The organism is Streptomyces sp. NPDC001450 (genome assembly GCF_053597295.1).
The window spans coordinates 60,359-80,051 of sequence record NZ_JBSFHY010000037.1; the positions used below are offsets into that span (position 1 = coordinate 60,359).

The window sequence follows — 19,693 nt, forward strand, 5'->3', positions numbered from 1 at the left end:
TACCGTTTCCCACGTGACCGAGACGACGCACACCCAGCCGACACCGCCGGGCGGGGCCGAGAGGCCGCGCAGCCCGGAGTTCCGGCTCGCCGCGGACGCCCTGCGCGGGCTGCGGCAGGACTTGTTCCACGACGCCTTCGCCTACCGCCCGCTGCCCCGCAGGGACGCCGACGGCCGGCTCGCCCGCCGCGGCGGCCGGATGAAGGAGTACGCGGCCTGGACACGGCACGCGCTCGTGGTCGTCCTCGGCGTGCTGGCGATGTTCCTCGCCGTGGCGAGCACGGCCGGCTCCGGACTGCTGCCGCTGCTGTGCGCGCTGCTGGCCCTGGGTCCGGTCCTGCTGACCCTGGCGCGTCCGGTGGGAGCGTTCTGGTTCTCGCTCGCCGCGACCACGGCCACCGCCGCCCTGATAGGCAGCGGCTGGAGCGACTGGCCGTGGCTGCCGGGAAACTTCCTGTCCCACCTGGTGGTGCTCACGGTCGTCGCGCTGCGCACCCGCCCGCGCACGGCGGCCTGGATGTGGGTGCTGACCGCGGCCTACGGCTTCGTCGCCGAGAGCGGCTTCGGCTGGAACCACTACGACACCAACGTCGGCCCGATGCTGATCTTCTCCGCGCTGATCCTGCTCATCGTCTCCGTCCGCCAGATACGCAGCCAGGCCCAGCAGGAGGTGACCGCCCAGCAGACGGTGACCGCGGTCGAGCGTTCGCGGCGCACGCTGCTGGAGGAGCGCACGACCATCGCCCGCGAACTGCACGACGTGGTCGCCCACCACATGTCGGTGGTCGCCATCCAGGCGGAGGCGGCGCCCTACCGGGTGGAGAACCCGCCGCCGGAGCTGGAGAAGGCGTTCGCCACCATCCGGGAGAACGCGGTGGCGGCCCTGACCGAGCTGCGCCGGGTCTTGGGCGTGGTCCGCGCGGAGGACTACGAGGCGCCGGACGCCCCGCAGCCCACCCTCGCCGACCTGGACGGGCTGCTCGCCAACGTGCGGGAGGCCGGACTGGAGGTGGAGAAGGCGGTGACCGGCGCGGTGCGGGAAATGCCGCAGGGCGTGGAGCTGTCGGCGTACCGGATCGTGCAGGAGGCGCTGAGCAACACGCTGCGCCACGCTCCGGGGGCGGGTGCCCGGGTCGAGATCGGGTACGTGCTCGGTGGCCTGGGCCTGCGCATAGTCAACGGCCCGCCGCCCGCTTCGGCTCTGCTCAAGCCCTCGCCGGGCGCCGGGCACGGCATCACGGGGATGCGGGAGCGTGTCTCGATGCTGAACGGGGAGATGACGACGGGCCCGACGGCCGACGGAGGACATGAGGTGACCGTGTTCCTGCCGGTGCCGGCGGCGGACACCGCGAGCGAGGGTGAGGCATGACGATCCGCGTACTGATCGCGGACGACCAGATGATGGTGCGCGAGGGCTTCTCGGTCCTGCTGAACGCGATGCCGGACATCGAGGTCGTCGGCGAGGCCGTCAACGGTCGCCAGGCGGTCGAGCGGGTGCGGGAACTCGCGCCGGACGTGGTGCTGATGGACATCCGCATGCCGGAGCTGAACGGCATCGAGGCGACGCGGGAGATCGTCGCGGCGGACGACACGGCGAAGGTGCTGGTACTGACCACGTTCGACCTGGACGAGTACGTGTACCAGGCGCTGCGTGCGGGAGCCTCCGGCTTCCTCCTCAAGGACGCCTCGGCCCGCCAGCTCGCCGACGGGGTCCGGGTGGTGGCCTCCGGGGAGGCGCTGCTCGCCCCCTCGGTGACCAAGCGGCTGATCACGGAGTTCTCCCGGCTGTCGGAGACGCCGCGCATGATGCCGTCGGCGCAGGCGGCGTACGGGGAGCTGACGGAGCGGGAGACGGAGGTGCTGGTCCTGATCGCGCAGGGCCTGTCGAACGTGGAGATCGCCGAGCGGCTGGTGGTGGCGGAGTCGACGATCAAGACCCATGTGAGCCGGATCCTGGTGAAGCTGGGGCTGCGCGACCGCACCCAGGCGGCTGTGTTCGCGTACGAGGCGCGGCTGGTGACACCGGGCTGACGGACCTACGAGAGGACCCGGCTGCACCGAACACCGACCAGCAAGGAGTACACATGGACATCGAGATCCGGCCGCACGTCGGCGTAGGGCCGTTCCGGCTCGGCATGTCGGTCGAGGAAGCACGTGGCACCGTCCAGGAGTGGGGGCTTTTCCGAACCGTCGCGAGTGACCCGGACCCGGGACAGATCACGCTCACGCACGACGCGTCCCGGCTGAGCGTCGTGCTCGGGTTCACCAAGGGCGCGCTGAGCGATGTGGAGCTGTTCCGGTTCCGGAACGAGGACGCCGACGTGCGGGTGCTGCTCGACGGCCTCGACGTCTTCCGCACCCCGAGCGAGGACCTCTTCGAACAGCTCGCGGAACGGGGCCATGTCTTCGACGAGAACGACCTGGGCTTCGACGCCCTGCCGGAGCTGAAGGTGATCTTCGCGAACCAGAGCAGCTACGAGTACCCGACGGACGAAGAGGGCGACCCGATCCATTACGACTACGTCCTGGTCGACAACCAGATCTGAGTGGACAGCCGCAGGGCGAAGACCCTGTTCAGACGCCGGTCCGACGCGTTAGCGTCCCCGCATGGCAGGCCCTACCGACCTCGCGTTCGACCCCTGGGACCCCGCGTTCCTCGCCGACCCGTACCCGGCCTACGCCGAGCTGCGTGCCCGCGGCCGGGTGATCCGGTACGAGCCGACCGACCAGTGGCTGGTCCCGCACCACGCCGACGTCTCGGCGCTGCTGCGGGACCGGCGCCTCGGCCGGACGTACCAGCACAGGTTCACGCACGAGGACTTCGGGCGTACGGCACCCGCGCCGGAGCACGAGCCGTTCCACACGCTCAACGACCACGGGATGCTCGACCTCGAACCGCCGGACCACACCCGGATCCGGCGGCTGGTGTCGAAGGCGTTCACCCCGCGCACGGTCGAGCAGCTGAAGCCGTACGTGGCGAAGCTCGCCGGTGAGCTGGTGGACCGGCTGGTCGCGGCGGGCGGCGGGGATCTGCTCACGGACGTCGCCGAGCCGCTTCCCGTGGCCGTCATCGCCGAGATGCTGGGCATCCCGGAGTCGGACCGGGCCCCGCTGCGGCCCTGGTCGGCGGACATCTGCGGGATGTACGAGCTGAACCCGTCGGAGGAGACGGCTGCGCGGGCCGTCCAGGCATCGACCGAGTTCTCGGACTACCTGCGCGAGCTGATCGCCGAGCGCCGCAAGGAGCCGGGCGACGACCTGATCTCCGGACTCATCGCCGCGCACGACGAGGGTGACCGGCTGACCGAGCAGGAGATGATCTCCACGGCCGTGCTGCTGCTGAACGCGGGGCACGAGGCGACCGTCAACGCCACGGTGAACGGCTGGTGGTCCCTGTTCCGCAACCCGGACCAGCTGGCCGCCCTTCGCGCCGACCACTCCCTGATCCCCTCGGCCGTCGAGGAGCTGATGCGCTACGACACCCCGCTCCAGCTCTTCGAGCGCTGGGTCCTGGACGACGTCGAGATCGACGGCACGACGATCCCCAGGGGTTCGGAGATCGCCATGCTCTTCGGCTCCGCCAACCACGACCCCGAGGTCTTCCGGAACCCCGAGAACCTCGACCTCACCCGCAAGGACAACCCCCACATCTCCTTCAGCGCGGGCATCCACTACTGCATCGGCGCCCCCCTGGCCCGCATCGAGCTGGCGGCATCGATGAGTGCCCTGCTGGAGAAGGCCCCGACCCTGACCCCGGCGGCGGACCCGGAGCGGAAGCCGAACTTCGTGATCCGGGGGTTGGCGGGTCTGGACGTACGGATCGCCTGACCGCCGGGCCGGCGGGGTTCACGAGGTCAGGTCGCGTCTGCGCAGCCCCGCCAGCCCTGTTCCGACCAGCGTCACCACCAGCCCCACAAGGACCAGCACCGCTCCCCACTCCATCCCCCCGCCCGGCAGCTTGGGCAGATGGCCGAACGGGGACAGGTCCAGCACGATCTGCGGCGCGTTCAGGGCCGGGCCCACCCAGCCGATCAGAAGGGCGGCTACGGCGATGCCCCAGGCGGCCGGGGCCAGACGGGGGGCCAGGCTGTACAGGAGGAGCGTGACCGCGCCGATCAGCCAGACCGCCGGGAGCTGGACCAGGCAGGCGCCCAGGATCGGGCCGGTCTCCTTGCCGTAGCCCACCGCGAATCCCAGGCCTGCCAGGAGCATGATCAGGGCCGAGCCGGCGAAGGCGATCGTCAGGTGGCTCGCGGCCCAGCGCAGGCGGCCGACCGCGCAGGCCAGGACCGGTTCGGCGCGGCCGGAGGTCTCCTCGCCGTGCAGGCGCAGCACCGACGCCACGATGTACAGCGCCGCGATCAGGCCGAGCATGCCGACCATCGACGCCAGGAACGCGTCCGTGAGACCGCTCTGGCCGCCCATCCGCTCGAAGATCTGCCGGGCCTGGTCGTTGTCGCGGACCAGGTCGGCCGCGCCGTCCGTGAGACCGCCGTAGACGACGCCGGCGAGGAAGAAGCCGAGGGACCAGCCGAGGACGCTGCCGCGTTGCAGTCGCCAGGCCAGCGCTGCTGCTGTGCCGAGGCGGCCGGTGGGCGGTCCGATGGGGGTCCCCCCTGCTCGAGCGAAGCCGAGAGCTTGGGGGAGCGTGGGCAGGAAGCTCATGCCGACGTCGCGGCGGCCCGCCAGTTCGTAGGCGATCAGGGACTGTACGGTCACCGCCGCCGCGAACAGCAGCAGCACCCACCAGCGTTCGGCGGCGAAGGAGCGCTGGTTCTCCAGCCAGCCCAGCGGTGACAGCCAGGTCAGGAGGGAGGAGCCGTCGTTCGTCGTCGAGTCGCCCGCCGCGCGGAGGACGAAGGCCGCGCCGAGGACGGCTGCGGTCAGGCCCCGGGCGAGGCGCGCGCTCTCCGTCAGCTGGGCGGCGATCGCCGCCGTCGTGGCGAAGACCATGCCGACCCCGGCGAGGCCGAGGCCGAAGGACAGGGCGCCCGCAACTCCGTGTCCGGCCAGTCCGGCCGTGACCAGCAGGGCCAGTACGGCGTTGGCGGTCGCCGCCGCCAGCAGGGCCGCCGTGAGGGAGGCCCGGCGGCCCACCATCCCGGACGCCACCAGCTCCTGGCGGCCGCTCTCCTCCTCGTCCCGGGTGTGCCGTACGACGATCAGCAGGCTCATCGCGGCGGCGAGCGCGGCGGCGTACACCCCCACGCGCCACGCCGTCAGCGCGCCGAGCGAGGTGTCGAAGACCGGGCCGATCAGGGCGCGGAAGGAGGCGTTGGTCTGCAACTGGCTCATCAGATCGGCACGTTCGGCCGCGGTGCCGTAGAGGGTCTTCAGGGTGTTCGGCATGGAGAGGACCATCAGCGCGTTCACCGCGATCCAGACCGGGATCAGCAACCGGTCGCGGCGCAGCGAGAAACGCAGCAGCACGCCCGTGCCCGTGAACGTCGTCATCGTGCCGCCGCCTCGTCGAGATCCTGGTAGTGGCGCAGGAACAGCTCCTCCAGCGTCGGCGGGGTCGAGGTCAGGGACCGTACGCCCGACTCGCTCAACTGCCTTAGCACCGCGTCCAGTTGGCCGGTGTCGACCTGGAGGCGGACCCGGTGGCCCTGGACGTCCAGGTCGTGAACGCCGGGCAGGTGCGCCAATCCGTTGGGCGGCCCCGCGAGTTCGGCGCTCACGCTCGTCCTCGTCAGGTGGCGCAGGTCGGCCAGGGAGCCCGTCTCGACGGTGCGGCCCTTGCGGATGATGCTGACGCGGTCGCAGAGTTCCTCGACCTCGCTGAGGATGTGGGAGGACAGGAGGATCGTCCGGCCGCGCTCCCGCTCCTCCTCCACGCAGCGCTGGAAGACCTCCTCCATCAGCGGGTCCAGGCCCGAGGTCGGTTCGTCCAGGATCAGCAGGTCCACGTCCGAGGCGAAGGCGGCGACCAGGGCGACCTTCTGCCGGTTGCCCTTGGAGTAGGTGCGGCCCTTGTTGGTGGGGTCCAGCTCGAAGCGGTCGATCAGGTCCGCGCGGCGTCGCGCGTCCAGCCCGCCGCGCAGCCTGCCGTACAGGTCGATGACCTCGCCGCCGGAGAGGTTGCGCCACAGGGTCACGTCGCCGGGTACGTAGGCGATCCGGCGGTGCACCTCCACCGCGTCCTTCCACGGGTCGCGGCCCAGGACCTGCGCCGCGCCCGCGTCCGCGCGCAGCAGGCCGAGCAGGACGCGGATGGTGGTCGACTTTCCGGCACCGTTGGGGCCGAGGAAGCCGTGGACCTCGCCGGTCTCGACGTCGAGGTCGAGGCCGTCCAGCGCGTGGGTACGGCCGAAGGACTTGTGGAGTCCAAAGACCGTGATTGCCTTGGTCATGCCTCCGAACGTACGCTTCTTTCAGAAATTTGTGAAGTTAAGGAAGTGCATGAACCCAGGATAGGGTGAGGGTCATGACGGAGCCGAGTACTGAGCGGGACCCGGAGTCGGTCTCGAGGTTCGTGGAGCACTTCGCGGCGCAGCTGGTCGAGGCGGGGATGCCGCGCATGCCCTCCCGGGTCTTCGCCGCGCTGCTCGCCTCCGACACCGGTGCCCGAACCTCGTCCGAGCTGGGCGAACAGCTGAGGATCAGCCCCGCGGCCGTCTCCGGTGCGGTGCGCTACCTCGCCCAGGTGCACATGGTGTCCCGCGAGCGGGAGCCGGGCTCGCGCCGGGAGCGGTACCGGGTGCACAGCGACCAGTGGTACGAGGCGCTCACCAGCCGCGAGGCGGTCATCAAGCGCTGGGAGGACGCCCTCAGGGACGGCGTGGCCAGCCTGGGCCCGGACACACCGGCCGGGCGCAGGCTGGCCGAGACGCTCGCCTTCTTCGAGTTCATCGAGCAGGACGTCGCCGAGATGATGGAACGCTGGCGGGCGTACCGGGAGGAGAGGTCCGGAAGCTGACCCGTCCCCCGGAATCCGCCGGTCAGCGTTCCTTCGTCTCCTCCAGCACCGTCCGCCCCAGCAGCGCGTACCGCTCGGGCGAGCGCCGCTTGAGGTACTGCGCGTAGCCGATCCCGCCGGCCGCGATCAGCGCGACCAGCCACGGCGTCGCCCTGAGGACCAGCGAGCCGGACTCCGAGCCGGCCGCCACGCCCATGTTGGACACCAGCAGCACGACCACCGCGAGCATCGCGATCCCGCCGATCAGCGGGGCGGCGGTGGTCCGGAACCAGTGCCGGCTCTCCGGATGGTGGCCGCGGAAGTAGGCCAGCACGGCGAACGAGCACACGGCCTGGACGACGAGGATCGCCATGGTGCCGAGGATGGCGAGCAGGACGTACGTGCCGCTGTACGGGTCCTTGCCCGCGGCCCAGAACGCGCCCACCAGCAGCCCGCTCACCACCGTCTGCACCAGGCCCGCGATGTGCGGGGAGCCGTGCCGGGCGTGGGTGCGGCCGAGGGTGTTCTGCAGGGACGGCAGGACGCCCTCACGGCCCAGCGCGTACATGTAGCGGGCGGCGCAGTTGTGGAAGGCCATGCCGCAGGCCAGCGAGCCGGTGATCATCAGCCACTGCATGACGTCGACCGCCCAGTGGCCGACGTAGCGTTCGGTGGGGTTGAAGAAGAGGCCCATCGGGTCCTTGGTCGCCACCTCCACGGCGCTTCCCGTGCCGGTGCCCGAGATGGCCATCCAGGAGACGAAGACGTAGAAGACGCCGACGCCCAGGACGCTGATCATCGTCGCCTTGGGGATGATCTTCTTCGGGTCGCGGGACTCCTCCCCGTACATCGCCGTCGACTCGAAGCCGACCCAGGACCAGAAGGCGAAGAAGAGCCCGAGCCCGGCGGACGTGCCCTTGAAGGCGTTGACGGGGTTGACCGGCGCGAAGGTGAAGCCGTGCGGTCCGCCGCCGTGGAAGGCGACCGAGACGGCCATCGCGGCCAGCACGGTCACCTCGGTCGCCAGCAGCACCACCAGCAGCTTCTCGGCGACACTCACCCCGAACCAGGTGCCGGTGGCGTTGATCGCCAGCATCAGGATCGCGAAGGCCCACCACGGGACGTCGAGCCCCGTCTGGTCCTTGAGGGTGGTCGTGGCGAAGGTGGAGAAGATCCCGATCAGCGCCGGCTCGAAGACGACGTACGCGAAGGTCGCGAGCAGTCCCGAGGCGAGGCCGACGGTGCGGCCGAGGCCGTAGGAGATGAAGCCGTAGAAGGCGCCCGTGGACGTGATGTGCTTCGCCATGGACGTGAAACCCACGGAAAAGATTGCCAGGACGACCATTGCGACGAGATAGCTTGCGGGCGCCCCGATGCCGTTGCCGGCGGACACCATGAAAGGCACGTTGCCGGTCATCGCGGTGATCGGCGCGGCCGTGGCGACGGCCATGAACACCACGCCGAGCAGGCCGACGGCGTTGGGTTTCAGCCGATGAACCACTCCGTCGCCGTCTGTTCTCGTCGCCGGGGCGACGCCCTCGTCCACTGCCATCGGGTGGCCCCTCTCCTGATCGCCACGCGCGGACGCACCACGCCCTGATGGAGCAGGATGGTGGAGGGAGAACCGGTCCCTCAAGGGGTCGGCACGGTTAAATATTTGTCACCAGACCTTTAGGGCCAGTCTGGGGGTCACGAGTGGGCGGGCAGCGTCAGCGCCCAGGCAGCCTCGCGCGCGGTCCACGTCCGGCGTCGTACGGGCCCCGAGACCTGCGCGTCGGCCCGGTAGCGGAAGTCCGACCCGATCACCGTCACCGTGCGGCCACGGGCCCGCAGCGGGGTCGCCTCGGCGCCCACCGACAGCGGCCGGACCTCCACCTCGGCCATCCCGCAGGAACCCGGCGTCACCGACACCGCCTCCACGGGCTGGTCCAGGTCCACGAGCGTCTCGCCGTCCAGCTCCACCCGGAGCCGGGAGGGGCCCGGGGCCGGTACGGCGGGCAGACGGGGCGGGCGCGGGGCCAGGGTGCGGACCAGGGAGCGGTACGTCGTCCGCAGCCAGGGGCGCCCCGAGGGGACGCTCACCGGCTCGGTGGCGGCCGAGGCCGCCCGCACCGGCGCCGACGGGATGCCCAGCGCGCCCAGGACCACCCCGTCGCTGTCGTCCACGAGCAGGTCCAGGCGCCGCTCCGCTCCGTCCAGCACGGCCCGCGCGGCCGCCACCGCACCGGCGGGCACGCCGAGGGACTCCGCCAGGGCCGTGGCCCCGACCGGGACCACCGACAGTGCGCATCCGGCCAGCTCGCGATGGCGGTGCAACAGGGTCACCGCGCGCACCAGCGCCCGGTCGTCGCCGACCACGACCGGGCGCCGGGACCCTCGCCGGCCGAGCGCCCGGGCGAATTCCTCGGGGCCGTCCGGCAGGCACACCTTGGTGGTCGCACCCGCGCTGAGCACGTCTTTCGCGATCCGGACGGACTCCCCGTCCGTCTGTCGTGCTGCCGAATCGATGATCACCAGCAGCTGATCGGACATCGCGAAAGTCGCCACCTCGGTCCTGCCTCGCTTCCTCGGGTAGCATCTTTGTGCAAGAGCCCCTTGCGCTATTGCGCCAGGGGCTTCGTCTATTCCGGGGCATCCGGTCCGACGGTTGTGCGACCAAAGGCGGTCGCGGTGGTACGCGGCGGTGAACCTTACGCCCCTGCCCCCGACCTTGGACATGCCCCGCCCGGAAGGGGTGTACGCGCGTGCCCGCACTTGTGCTGCTCGGTGCTCAGTGGGGTGACGAAGGCAAGGGGAAGGCGACCGACCTGCTCGGTGGCTCGGTGGACTATGTAGTGCGTTACCAGGGCGGCAACAACGCCGGCCACACGGTGGTCGTCGGCGACCAGAAGTATGCACTCCACCTTCTCCCTTCCGGAATCCTCTCTCCCGGTTGTACGCCGGTCATCGGTAACGGTGTCGTCGTCGACCCGTCGGTCCTGCTCTCCGAGCTGAGCGGTCTGAACGAGCGTGGCGTCGACACGTCCAAGCTCCTGATCAGCGGTAACGCGCACATCATCACGCCGTACAACGTGACCGTCGACAAGGTGACGGAACGCTTCCTCGGCAAGCGCAAGATCGGTACGACCGGCCGCGGCATCGGCCCGACCTACGCCGACAAGATCAACCGCGTCGGTATCCGGGTCCAGGACCTGTACGACGAGTCGATCCTGCAGCAGAAGGTCGAGGCGGCCCTCGACGTCAAGAACCAGCTGCTCACCAAGCTGTACAACCGGCGCGTCATCTCCGCCGACCAGGTGGTCGAGGAGCTGCTGGGCTACGCCGAGCAGATCAAGCCGTACGTCACCGACACCGTGCTGGTCCTCAACCAGGCGCTGGAGGAGGACAAGGTCGTCCTGTTCGAGGGCGGTCAGGGCACCCTGCTCGACATCGACCACGGCACGTACCCCTTCGTCACCTCCTCGAACCCGACCGCGGGCGGTGCCTGCACCGGCGCCGGCGTGGGCCCGACGAAGATCAGCCGGGTCATCGGCATCCTCAAGGCGTACACGACCCGTGTCGGCGCCGGTCCCTTCCCGACCGAGCTGTTCGACGCCGACGGTGAGGCGCTGCGCCGCATCGGCGGCGAGCGGGGCGTGACCACCGGCCGTGACCGCCGCTGCGGCTGGTTCGACGCGGTCATCGCCCGCTACGCGACCCGCGTGAACGGCCTGACCGACTTCTTCCTCACCAAGCTGGACGTCCTGACCGGCTGGGAGGAGATCCCGGTCTGCGTGGCGTACGAGATCGACGGCAAGCGCGTCGAGGAACTGCCCTACTCGCAGAGCGACTTCCACCACGCGAAGCCGGTCTACGAGACCCTGCCTGGCTGGTCCGAGGACATCACCAAGGCGAAGTCCTTCTCCGACCTCCCGAAGAACGCCCAGAACTACGTCAAGGCGCTGGAGGAGATGTCCGGCGCCCCGATCTCCGCGATCGGCGTGGGCCCGGGCCGGGACGAGACGATCGAGATCAACTCGTTCCTGTAGGGCGCGGGCACGGACCGACACAGGACCGCCCGCCGATCCGCCCACGGGCGTGATCGGCGGGCGGTCCCGCGTTCGTCGCCGAAGAACCCGGCAGCAGGTGCGTCACCCGTACAGCGGGCCCGGCGTGTGGCCGGTTGCTGCGGCTGGAAGCCTAGGATCCGTCACTGAATGAGGGGAAATGTCCGCCTTGACGGGTTGAGGGTTGATCCCCTCCATGACCGAAGGAGCCAGATGCCGCACCGCGTCGGTAGGACCCACTGGCGACGCTTCGCGGTGATCCTGGTGCCCGGCGTCGCGGCCTGCGCAATCCTCGGCATCGTCATGGGAGAGGGGGCCCTGGCGGCGTCGTTCCTCATTTCCGGCAAGAGGTTCCAGGTCACCGCGGACACGTTGGTCTCTCACGGACTCAGCAGCTACGGCATGGTGGACGTGACCAAGAGGGGCGAGCTCGTGCCGGTCCAGGTCGTCGGATCCCGGCGCGCGACGATCAGCGGGCTGTGCCAGTCCGTACTGGTCGACGTCCCGGTGCTGGGCCCGCAGACACTGAAGATCACCGGCGGGAACGAACGCCCGGTCCAGGCGTCGAACCTGTTCCTCGACACGACGTTCCAGTCGGCCGGGCAGGCGGATTTCCGGAACTTCGACATGGGTGTCGCGCAGGGGGAGATCACCAAGGGACCGGTCAATCCGGGCGACAGGGACTCGCGGTTCTTCGACCCCAGCGGCTTCGGGCAGCAGGCCACGTCGGTCACCCTGACCGACGTGCACGTGACCGCGGTCGCGCTCACCGCCGGTACGTTCAACGTTCCCGGCCTGCGCGTACGGATCGAGCAGGGCCACCACGAATGCTCCTGACCCCTGGACGGGGCGAATCCGCCGCACGCCCCCGCATCGGCGCGACAGCGGCGCACGCCCGCCGCAGGTTCCGCGCCTGGCGTGGTGAACGCCCCTTCTGGGCCGGGCTCTTCACCCTGGCGGCAGGGCTGCCCATCCTGTACTGGCCGTACGTGAACCTGGACGTGGGCGCCATTCCGCTGGCCATGTCGACCACCCCCGGTGCCGGGTCCCTGATCATCGGAGTCCTGCTCATCACCCTGGGGCTCAGCCTCTGGTACCAACCCCACCTTCGCCTGTTCGCCGGGATTACCACCCTCCTGCTCGCCCTCGCCTCCTTCCCCGTCGCGAACCTCGGCGGCCTCTTCCTCGGTGTGTTCACCGGCCTGATCGGCGGCTCCCTGGCCTGTTCCTGGATTCCGCCCGTCGCCGACGAACCGCCGGCAGCGGAGCCGAACCATGCGTCCACGGCCGTTTTGGCAGGAGACGACCGAGGCGGCAACTGACCCATCCTTGACCTGGACATGGCCTGTTCCTGGTTCCCGCCACCGGCGGGCGCGAGCACGATCTACGCGGGTAGCCCCCGCACGGTACGCCCCTCTGCTCGCGTCAACTCCAGCCTCTCGGGAGCCTGTCATGCCCGCCCAGCCCCTCAACCGCCGTACCTTCCTGCAGAAGTCGGCCGTCACCGGCGCCGCCGCCGTCGCCGCCGCGGGTGCGGTCGGCACCGGCACCGCCGAGGCCGCGGAAGCCGGTCACCGGCCCGAAAAGATGCCCCGCACCTGGTCGTTCTCCATCCTGGGCACCACCGACCTGCACAGCCACGTCTTCGACTGGGACTACTACAAGGACGCCGCCTACACCGACAAGGCGGGCAACTCGGTGGGTGTGGCGCGCGTGGCCACCCTCATCAAGCAGCAGCGGGAGGCGAAGGGCGAGCACCGCGTACTGCTCGTCGACGCCGGCGACATCATCCAGGGGACCTCGCTGGCGTACTACTTCGCGCGGGTCGACCCGATCACCGGCACCGACGGCGAGAAGGGCCCCAAGCACCCGATGGCCGTCGCCATGAACCACATGCGCTACGACGCCGCCGCCCTCGGCAACCACGAGTTCAACTACGGCATCGACACGCTGCGCACGTTCGAGAGCCAGTGTCACTTCCCGCTGCTCGGCGCCAACGCGCTGGACGCGAAGACGATGCGCCCCGCCTTCCGGCCGTACACCGTGAAGCGGATCTGCGTGCCGGGCGCCCCGGACATCACGGTCGGCATCCTGGGCCTCACCAACCCCGGTATCGCGCTGTGGGACAAGGACAACGTCAGCGGGAAGATGGTCTTCCCCGGACTGGTCGAGCAGGCCAAGAAGTACGTCCCGCGGCTGCGCGCCCTCGGCTGTGACGTCGTCTTCCTCACCGACCACTCGGGCCTGGACGGCTCCTCGTCCTGGGGCGACTCGCTCCCGTACGTCGAGAACGCCTCGAACCTCGTCGCCGAGCAGGTGCCCGGCATCGACGCGATCCTCGTCGGCCACACCCATGTGGAGGTGCCGTCGTACACGGTGAAGAACGCGGAGACCGGAGAGGAGGTCCTGCTCTCCGAGCCGTACTGCTGGGGCTACCGCCTCAGCGTCTTCGACTTCGAGCTCGAACTGCACCACGGCCAGTGGAAGGTCACCGGCAAGACGGCCCAGACCCTCAACCCCAAGGACGTGGAAGAGGATCCGGAGATCAAGGCGCTCCTGGAGGCCGACCACGAGCTGGTGGTGAAGTACGTCAACACCGCGGTCGGCACCTGCACCGAGGACCTCCCGGCGGCCGAGTCCTGCTGGAAGGACGTGCCGATCATGGACTTCATCCACAAGGTGCAGACGGACACCGTGAAGGCGGGCCTGTCGGCGGCGGACGCCGCTCTCCCGCTCATCTCCGTCGCCGCCCCCTTCAGCCGCACCGCGGACATCCCCAAGGGCAGCGTGACCATCAAGGACATCGCCGGGCTCTACATCTACGACAACACCCTGTACGGCAAGAAGCTGACGGGTGCCCAGCTCAAGGAGTACCTGGAGTACGCGGCGAAGTACTACCACCAGGTCCCGTCCGGCACGAAGGTCGACACCGCGACCCTCACCAACGCCAACAACTTCTGGGACTACATGTACGACACGGCGGCGGGCGTCGACTACGAGATCGACATCGCCCAGGCCGAGGGCTCCCGGATCAAGAACCTCACGTACAACGGCGCCCCGGTCGCCGACGACCAGGTCTTCGTCGTGGCGGTCAACAACTACCGGGCGAACGGCGGTTCCGGCTACCCGCACATCGCCTCGGCGCCGATCGCCTACAGCTCCACCAACGAGATCCGTCAGCTGATGATCGACTACGTGACGGCGAAGAAGTCGCTCGACCCGGCGGACTTCGCGGTCACCAACTGGAAGCTGACGCAGGCGGGGACGCCGGTGTTCTGAGCCGCGTTCACAGGCCCTGGTGCCGTCGGCCGTCCTCCAGCGGCTCGGCAACGGTGAAGCGGGAGCTGTAAGACGGCCAGGTCCCGTCGATGACGAGGTGAGGGGCGGGAGAGAGGCGACGTCTCCAGTCGACGTGATCTGCCGTCAGATCCGTTGCTTCCCAGACGTCGGGTCCTTACGACGGTCGGGTGACTTCCAGGCCGGGCGCGTACGGGCCGGGAACGGAGAGGGGACAGTGTCCGGGACGGCGGGGTGGCCCGCGGGACCGTGCAGAGACGCGTCCCGGTCTCGCCCCCGAACCCTTCCCCCACCTAGGAAACGTCCATGCCACACCGATTCGTCCGGCGGCTGCCAAGCGCGGGCATCGCGCTCACCACGCTCGCACTCCTCTGCGTCGGCGCGGTCGGTGCCGCCGCCGCTCCCGTTCCACCGCCCAAACCGATGAGTTCGGCCAACCCGGCGAACTTCACGCTGTCGTGGGGGAACGAGCACCGGGCCGACGCGGAGAGCCTGCGCCGGACCATCAACCCGGGGGGCGCCTCGGTGCGCCTCGGAACCGTGCTGGACTCCGCGGACAGCAGGCAGGCAGACAAGAGGTGCGATGATGCCACCGACCAGGGCGGCGCGCTCACCAATGTCGCAAATCTCACCGACTGGTACTGCCTGACCAGGCAGAACTCCGTGACCGACCAGTGGACGCCCCAGGGTGTCAGCGGCACCGAGGACGCCGCGTACCCCGGCGACCGGGTCGACGGCCGACGTGCCTTCGTCTTCTCCTGGCACGAGGGACCCGTCGGGGGATCGGGCGACGGGTCCCGGCTGAGCTTCCTCGACCCCGACACGGCGCAGTACGTGCACGTGCTGCTCGTCGAACCCCGCAAGCGGAGCGACGGCAGCGTGACCTTCGGCAACCTGCGGACCCACGCCGGCGGGATCGCCTGGTACGGCAACTACATCTTCGTTGCCGACGTGCACGGCGGCCTGCACGTCTTCGACATGCGCAACATGCTCGACCTGGAGCACAGCGAGGTGGGGCAGGCCGATCCCGACCCCGACATCGGCCTGCACTTCTCGGCTCGGAACTACGCCTTCGCCCTGCCGGAGATCGGCACCTGGCAGAACCGGGGCGACGCCACGTACGACTACATGTCCTTGGACCACAGTGTGTCCGGACCGCCCGAGGCACTGACGGGCGAGTGGTGCAATCCCACCGCCGCGAATGCCACCTGCCAGGTCGGCCGGGTGGCTCGGTGGAAGATCGGCGACCTGACCAGCTTCAGCGGCACCGCACAGGCGACAACGGCCTACCACCAGCCCACCCCCTACACGCAGGGGGCCGCTTCATGGCAGGGCTGCTACTACTTCAACGACGGCGGTCGCGGCAACTCCTACCTGATCACGGCCAGGCCCGGAAGCACTCCCGCATGGCGTCAGGGTGGGCGAGGGCTTCAGGACCTCTACGTGCTCCCGTCCCGCAACGAGCTCTGGACCATCACCGAGTTCACCGGCGTCGGCAGGCGGGTCCTGTACGGGGTGCACCAGCCCTCCTGTCCCTGACCCGAGGCGACCGGGCCGGAGGAACGCACCGAGGAGGCCGGGGTGCCGCCGGCGGCGCATCCCCTGTTCTCCTTGCCGCCGCGGCTCGCGCGACCGCAGTCTGTGCTGCTCACACCCTGCTGTTGTGCACCGCGCTCCGGGCGGATACCCAACCCTGACCGGTCTGCGGCAAGCCGTCGACAAGACGGGGCGACCGGCTGGTATTCCTGGCCTCTGCGTATTGATCTTTCCGAGGGGGACAGAGGCTCGTGGAAGCATGGGCTCAGGCGTTGGGCGGGCTGTACGAGAGACCGGGCGACACCCGGACCGATCAGGGGGAGCAGTCCCGGGGGACGGTACGGGAGTTGGGTTCCGTCCGTCTGTCCACCGTAAGAGGGCCCGCCGCAGAGGTGCGGGGGGACGGGCGAGCGGCCGGCTGGCACCTGGTGCTGGTGCAGGACGGGGAACTGGAACTGGAGCAGGCCGGGCGGACCGCGCGGATCGAAGCGGGCGGGTTCGTGCTGCTCGACTCGCGGCGGCCGTTCCGCATACGGCTGGCCGGGGCGTCGAACACGGTGCTCACGACGCATCTGGTGGGTCGCCCGCAGCCGCATGACGGGCTCGTGGCAAGGGAGTTGGGCCGTCGGTCCGGGCTGGCCCAGCTGGTGGCGGGGTTCCTCGCCGGTCTGGCGGCGGAGACCGCCCCGTACCGGTCCGGTGACGAACTGCGGCTCGGTACCGTGGTGTCCGACCTGGTCGCGCTCCTCCTCGACGAGGGGCTCGGTGACTCGGCACTGCTCCCGCGCATCCAGGCGTACATCGTGCAGCGCCTGGGAGAGGACGGGCTCACACCGGACCGGGTCGCCGCCGCGCACCACATCTCCACCCGCTATCTGCACCGGCTCTTCCAGCGTCAGGGACTCACCGTCGCGTCATGGATCAAGGGCCAGCGGCTGGATCGGTGCCGGCGCGACCTGGCCGATCCAGGGCTGCGCCACCTGCCCGTCCATGTGATCGCGGCGCGTTGGGGTTTCGCGCAGGCGGCCGATTTCAGCCGGGCGTTCCGTGCCGCCTACGGGACCACGCCGACGCGCTTTCGCGCGGGCGTCCCCGGGGTGCGGGGACGCCACCTGCCAAGAAACTGTGCGCGCAGCGCCAACGACGTGCGCCTACCGGCACAGCAGACTCATGGACATGACGAGGCACGGCGGATCGTGCCCGTCTCTGCACATTAGGGGGGAACTCCATGCCTGAGAACGGAGCGCAGCTCACCGCTGCGGCCGGTGCCAAGCCCGTCGAACCACGCGGCGGCGCCGGAATCTTCGACGTAGACCCGGACCAGTCCGGCGTGAGCCAGGACCCGAACGTCATCGTCAAGGGCGACATCGACGCTCTCCCCGAGAACGGGGCGGTGTGACATGGGGTCTGTAGAGGGAATGCTCGCGCAGATGCGCAGCCTGCTGGGCACCGGGGAGTACCCGCCCGGCTCGAACCACAACAAGGTCACCGAGTGGTACGGCATGAATGACGCCTGGTGCGACATGACGGTCAGCTATGCCGCTGCCCACTCGGACAACCTGGCCGCGATCGGCGGCAAGTTCGCGTACACCGTCGCCCACGCCCAGTCGTTCCAGTCGCGGGGCCTGTGGCACTACGGCACCGGCGGCATACGCCCGGGCGATGTCCTCTTCTTCGACTGGAGCGGCAGTCGGTCCATCGGCGCCATCGACCACGTCGGTGTCGTCGAGGCGGTGCACTCCGACGGCACCATCACCACCATCGAGGGCAACACCAGCGACCAGTGCATGCGGCGGCTGCGCAACTCCAGCACCATCGTGGGCTACGGCCGCCCCAGCTACGGCGACGCCAGCCCGCTGCCCGCCTCGGACGGCATCCTGCGCAAGGGTTCCACGGGTGACGCGGTGAAGACGCTCCAGCAGAACCTGAACACGGTCATGGGCTCGAAGCTGGACGTCGACGGCGACTTCGGTCCGGCCACCGACGCGGCCGTGCGCGCCTTCCAGACCAAGTACGGTCTGACGGTCGACGGTGAGTACGGTCCGGCCTCGGACGCGGTGATGAAGGCCGCGCTGAAGGGCGGCACCACGCCGCAGCCGCCCGCCCCGCGTCCGCCGTCCTCCGGAAAGCTCGCGGTCGACGGCCAGTTCGGCCCCGCGACCTGTGCCGCCATGCAGCGCGTGCTCAACGCGCACGGCTCGAAGCTGTCCGTGGACGGCTCCTTCGGCCCGCTGACGAAGAAGGCGCTCCAGGGCTACCTGAAGGTGACGGCCGACGGGGTCGTCGGCCCGAACACGGTCAAGGCCCTGCAGAAGAAGGTGGGTGCGGGCGTCGACGGCGAGTGGGGTCCGGACACCACCCGGCACCTCCAGCAGGCGCTCAACGCGGGCACCTTCTGATCGTCGGCCTCGTCAGCTGAACACGATCATCGACCCCTGCGCCAGAGACCGCGTCGCCGCCGCGTGCAGGCCGAGCCACACGTGGCGCTCGCGGGCGAAGGGGCTGGGGTCGTAGGGCGCCGGTACCGCGGGCTCCTCCAGTTCGGTGGGGGCCGCCGGCGGTGCCGGCGCCGCCGGCGGGTTGGCCGGGTCGATACCGATCGTCGGGGCCACCAGTTCCAGTTCCCTGAGCAGGGACTGGGAGGAGCCCAAGGGGCCGCCGCCGGCGAGGAGTTCATCGCTGGACAGCGGGTGCGGGAAGTCGACCGGGACGTAGGCGCCCGCGTGGTCGTAGTGCCACACCAGGTGGGACTGCTGGGCCGTGGACTCGAACATCTCCAGCAACTGCTCGTAGTCGCCGCCCAGTTCGTCCACCGGGGTCACTGGCAGCCCGCACACCTGGAGCAGATAGGCCCGGCGCAGGAAGTGCAGCGCGTCGTAGTCGAAGCCGGCCACCGGGGCGACCTCGCCGGACAGGCCCGGCATGTACTGGTACACCGGCACCGGTGGGAGACCGGCCGCGGCCAGCGCGTTGTTGTAGTGCGCGAGTTCCTCGGCGAACGGGTTGTCCGGGGTGTGGCACAACACGTCGACGAGCGGGACCAGCCACAGGTCACAGGCCAAAGGACAGCTCCTAGTGTGGGTCGATCACGGGCCGCACGCCGCGGGCAGGGCGGTCAGGGAAGGGTAATCGCTACGGGGTGTGTCGAGGCCCCCCGGTGCGACTTCTACCCGCTGTCCGGCTCGTTCGCACAGGTGCATGACCCAGCTGATCAGGGCTGCTCGGAGAGGCGCTCGATCAGCGCGAGGGAGTGGGTGTTGGCCTCGGCCACGACGGCGCGGGCCGTCTCGGCGTCGCGCCGGGTCAGGGCGTCGACCAGCTCGGTGTGGCCGGCCCACAGGTGGTTGCGCACGTCGGGCAGGCGGCGCAGGTGCTGGACGGCGCACACCCAGGACTGGACCCGCAGGCGGTGCAGGAAGTCGGCCAGGTAGGGGTTGCCGAACAGGCCGCTCAGCTCGCGCCAGAAGCGCAGGTCGTAGCCGATCAGCACGGTGAGGTCACCGGCCGCCGCGGCCCGCTGGGCCTCCTCGCCGCGCCGGCGCACCGCCGCCAGGGCCGCCGCCGTCCGCGGTTCCTCCGCGGCGGTGAAGGCCGGGTGGTGGGTGGTGAGGGCCTGGAACATGCCGTCGGTGACCAGGCAGCGGGCCTCGATCATGCCCCGGTAGTCGGCCAGCGAGTACTCGGGGACGCGGAAGCCGCGGTGCTGGTCGGCCTCCAGGATGCCCTGCGCGGACAGGTCGACCAGCGCTTCACGGACCGGGGTCGCCGAGACGCCGTACTGCTCGGCGATCTCCTTCACGGTGAACGCCCGGCCCGGCTGCAGCCGCCCCGCCAACACCTCGTCACGCAGCGCGTCCGCGATCTGCTGGCGCAGGGTGCTGCGCGTCACGGCGACGTTGCCGGGCATCGTCCGTGC

19 protein-coding genes are annotated in these 19,693 nt (G+C 70.1%); 13 read left to right on the forward strand and 6 right to left on the reverse strand.

The genetic code is table 11. The features are described from left to right. The first annotated feature begins 13 nt into the window (after nucleotides 1–13). The 4 genes from ACWC5O_RS33220 to ACWC5O_RS33235 all read left to right on the forward strand — a co-directional run bounded on the left by ACWC5O_RS33220 (nucleotide 14) and on the right by ACWC5O_RS33235 (nucleotide 3,828). Nucleotides 14–1,369 (forward strand): sensor histidine kinase, encoded by a 1,356-nt coding sequence (locus ACWC5O_RS33220; RefSeq protein WP_450590629.1) that lies wholly within the window; start codon nucleotides 14–16, stop codon nucleotides 1,367–1,369. Beyond that, entirely contained in the window at nucleotides 1,366–2,031 is a 666-nt protein-coding gene (locus tag ACWC5O_RS33225) for a response regulator (RefSeq protein ID WP_450590628.1), read from the forward strand. The genes ACWC5O_RS33220 and ACWC5O_RS33225 overlap by 4 nt, the downstream gene beginning before the upstream one ends. A gap of 53 nt (nucleotides 2,032–2,084) precedes the next feature. Beyond that, the gene (locus tag ACWC5O_RS33230; RefSeq protein ID WP_450590627.1) at nucleotides 2,085–2,546 is read left to right on the forward strand and encodes a hypothetical protein; all 462 of its coding nucleotides are present in this window, start codon (nucleotides 2,085–2,087) and stop codon (nucleotides 2,544–2,546) included. Nucleotides 2,547–2,607: 61 nt separating this feature from the next. Continuing rightward, complete coding sequence (locus ACWC5O_RS33235; RefSeq protein WP_450590626.1) at nucleotides 2,608–3,828, forward strand: cytochrome P450; 1,221 nt, start codon at nucleotides 2,608–2,610, stop codon at nucleotides 3,826–3,828. Nucleotides 3,829–3,846: 18 nt separating this feature from the next. Here ACWC5O_RS33235 and ACWC5O_RS33240 read toward each other — a convergent pair whose 3' ends face one another. Both ACWC5O_RS33240 and ACWC5O_RS33245 read right to left on the reverse strand, forming a co-directional pair. Then, the gene (locus ACWC5O_RS33240; protein WP_450590625.1) at nucleotides 3,847–5,454 is read right to left on the reverse strand and encodes an ABC transporter permease; all 1,608 of its coding nucleotides are present in this window, start codon (nucleotides 5,452–5,454) and stop codon (nucleotides 3,847–3,849) included. Then, on the reverse strand, nucleotides 5,451–6,353 hold the full coding sequence (locus ACWC5O_RS33245) for an ABC transporter ATP-binding protein (RefSeq protein ID WP_450590624.1): 903 nt from the start codon (nucleotides 6,351–6,353) through the stop codon (nucleotides 5,451–5,453). The genes ACWC5O_RS33240 and ACWC5O_RS33245 overlap by 4 nt, the downstream gene beginning before the upstream one ends. 74 nt (nucleotides 6,354–6,427) lie before the next feature. Between ACWC5O_RS33245 and ACWC5O_RS33250 the strand changes: the two genes are divergently transcribed. Beyond that, on the forward strand, nucleotides 6,428–6,919 hold the full coding sequence (locus ACWC5O_RS33250) for a GbsR/MarR family transcriptional regulator (protein ID WP_450590623.1): 492 nt from the start codon (nucleotides 6,428–6,430) through the stop codon (nucleotides 6,917–6,919). A 22-nt stretch (nucleotides 6,920–6,941) separates the two neighbouring features. Here ACWC5O_RS33250 and ACWC5O_RS33255 read toward each other — a convergent pair whose 3' ends face one another. Both ACWC5O_RS33255 and ACWC5O_RS33260 read right to left on the reverse strand, forming a co-directional pair. Continuing rightward, complete coding sequence (locus ACWC5O_RS33255; protein WP_450590622.1) at nucleotides 6,942–8,450, reverse strand: APC family permease; 1,509 nt, start codon at nucleotides 8,448–8,450, stop codon at nucleotides 6,942–6,944. A 137-nt stretch (nucleotides 8,451–8,587) separates the two neighbouring features. Further along, the gene (locus ACWC5O_RS33260) at nucleotides 8,588–9,430 is read right to left on the reverse strand and encodes a diacylglycerol kinase (protein WP_450590621.1); all 843 of its coding nucleotides are present in this window, start codon (nucleotides 9,428–9,430) and stop codon (nucleotides 8,588–8,590) included. A gap of 212 nt (nucleotides 9,431–9,642) precedes the next feature. On the opposite strand from ACWC5O_RS33260, the gene ACWC5O_RS33265 reads away from it, so the two are divergent. From ACWC5O_RS33265 to ACWC5O_RS33300, 8 genes are all read left to right on the forward strand, one after another. Next, nucleotides 9,643–10,926 (forward strand): adenylosuccinate synthase, encoded by a 1,284-nt coding sequence (locus ACWC5O_RS33265; protein ID WP_450590620.1) that lies wholly within the window; start codon nucleotides 9,643–9,645, stop codon nucleotides 10,924–10,926. A gap of 231 nt (nucleotides 10,927–11,157) precedes the next feature. Further along, a complete protein-coding gene (locus ACWC5O_RS33270) occupies nucleotides 11,158–11,781 on the forward strand; it encodes a DUF6230 family protein (protein WP_450590619.1) in 624 nt (207 codons plus the stop codon). Continuing rightward, nucleotides 11,772–12,266, forward strand: coding sequence for a DUF6114 domain-containing protein (locus ACWC5O_RS33275; RefSeq protein ID WP_450590618.1), 495 nt, complete (start codon nucleotides 11,772–11,774; stop codon nucleotides 12,264–12,266). Before ACWC5O_RS33270 ends, ACWC5O_RS33275 begins: the two co-directional genes overlap by 10 nt. 130 nt (nucleotides 12,267–12,396) lie before the next feature. Then, nucleotides 12,397–14,223 (forward strand): bifunctional metallophosphatase/5'-nucleotidase, encoded by a 1,827-nt coding sequence (locus ACWC5O_RS33280; RefSeq protein WP_450590617.1) that lies wholly within the window; start codon nucleotides 12,397–12,399, stop codon nucleotides 14,221–14,223. A gap of 324 nt (nucleotides 14,224–14,547) precedes the next feature. Then, nucleotides 14,548–15,780 (forward strand): hypothetical protein, encoded by a 1,233-nt coding sequence (locus ACWC5O_RS33285; RefSeq protein ID WP_450590616.1) that lies wholly within the window; start codon nucleotides 14,548–14,550, stop codon nucleotides 15,778–15,780. Between the two features lie 248 nt (nucleotides 15,781–16,028). Further along, the gene (locus ACWC5O_RS33290) at nucleotides 16,029–16,994 is read left to right on the forward strand and encodes a helix-turn-helix domain-containing protein (protein WP_450590615.1); all 966 of its coding nucleotides are present in this window, start codon (nucleotides 16,029–16,031) and stop codon (nucleotides 16,992–16,994) included. A gap of 11 nt (nucleotides 16,995–17,005) precedes the next feature. Further along, nucleotides 17,006–17,176, forward strand: coding sequence for a hypothetical protein (locus tag ACWC5O_RS33295; RefSeq protein WP_450590614.1), 171 nt, complete (start codon nucleotides 17,006–17,008; stop codon nucleotides 17,174–17,176). A gap of 1 nt (nucleotide 17,177) precedes the next feature. Then, nucleotides 17,178–18,176, forward strand: a complete 999-nt coding sequence (locus ACWC5O_RS33300; protein ID WP_450590613.1) for a peptidoglycan-binding protein — start codon at nucleotides 17,178–17,180, stop codon at nucleotides 18,174–18,176. Nucleotides 18,177–18,188: 12 nt separating this feature from the next. Here ACWC5O_RS33300 and ACWC5O_RS33305 read toward each other — a convergent pair whose 3' ends face one another. Next, nucleotides 18,189–18,839: a hypothetical protein gene (locus tag ACWC5O_RS33305; RefSeq protein WP_450590612.1), complete on the reverse strand. Its 651-nt coding sequence runs from the start codon at nucleotides 18,837–18,839 to the stop codon at nucleotides 18,189–18,191. A 149-nt stretch (nucleotides 18,840–18,988) separates the two neighbouring features. Beyond that, the gene (locus ACWC5O_RS33310) at nucleotides 18,989–19,684 is read right to left on the reverse strand and encodes a GntR family transcriptional regulator (RefSeq protein WP_450590611.1); all 696 of its coding nucleotides are present in this window, start codon (nucleotides 19,682–19,684) and stop codon (nucleotides 18,989–18,991) included. Nucleotides 19,685–19,693 lie beyond the last annotated feature (9 nt).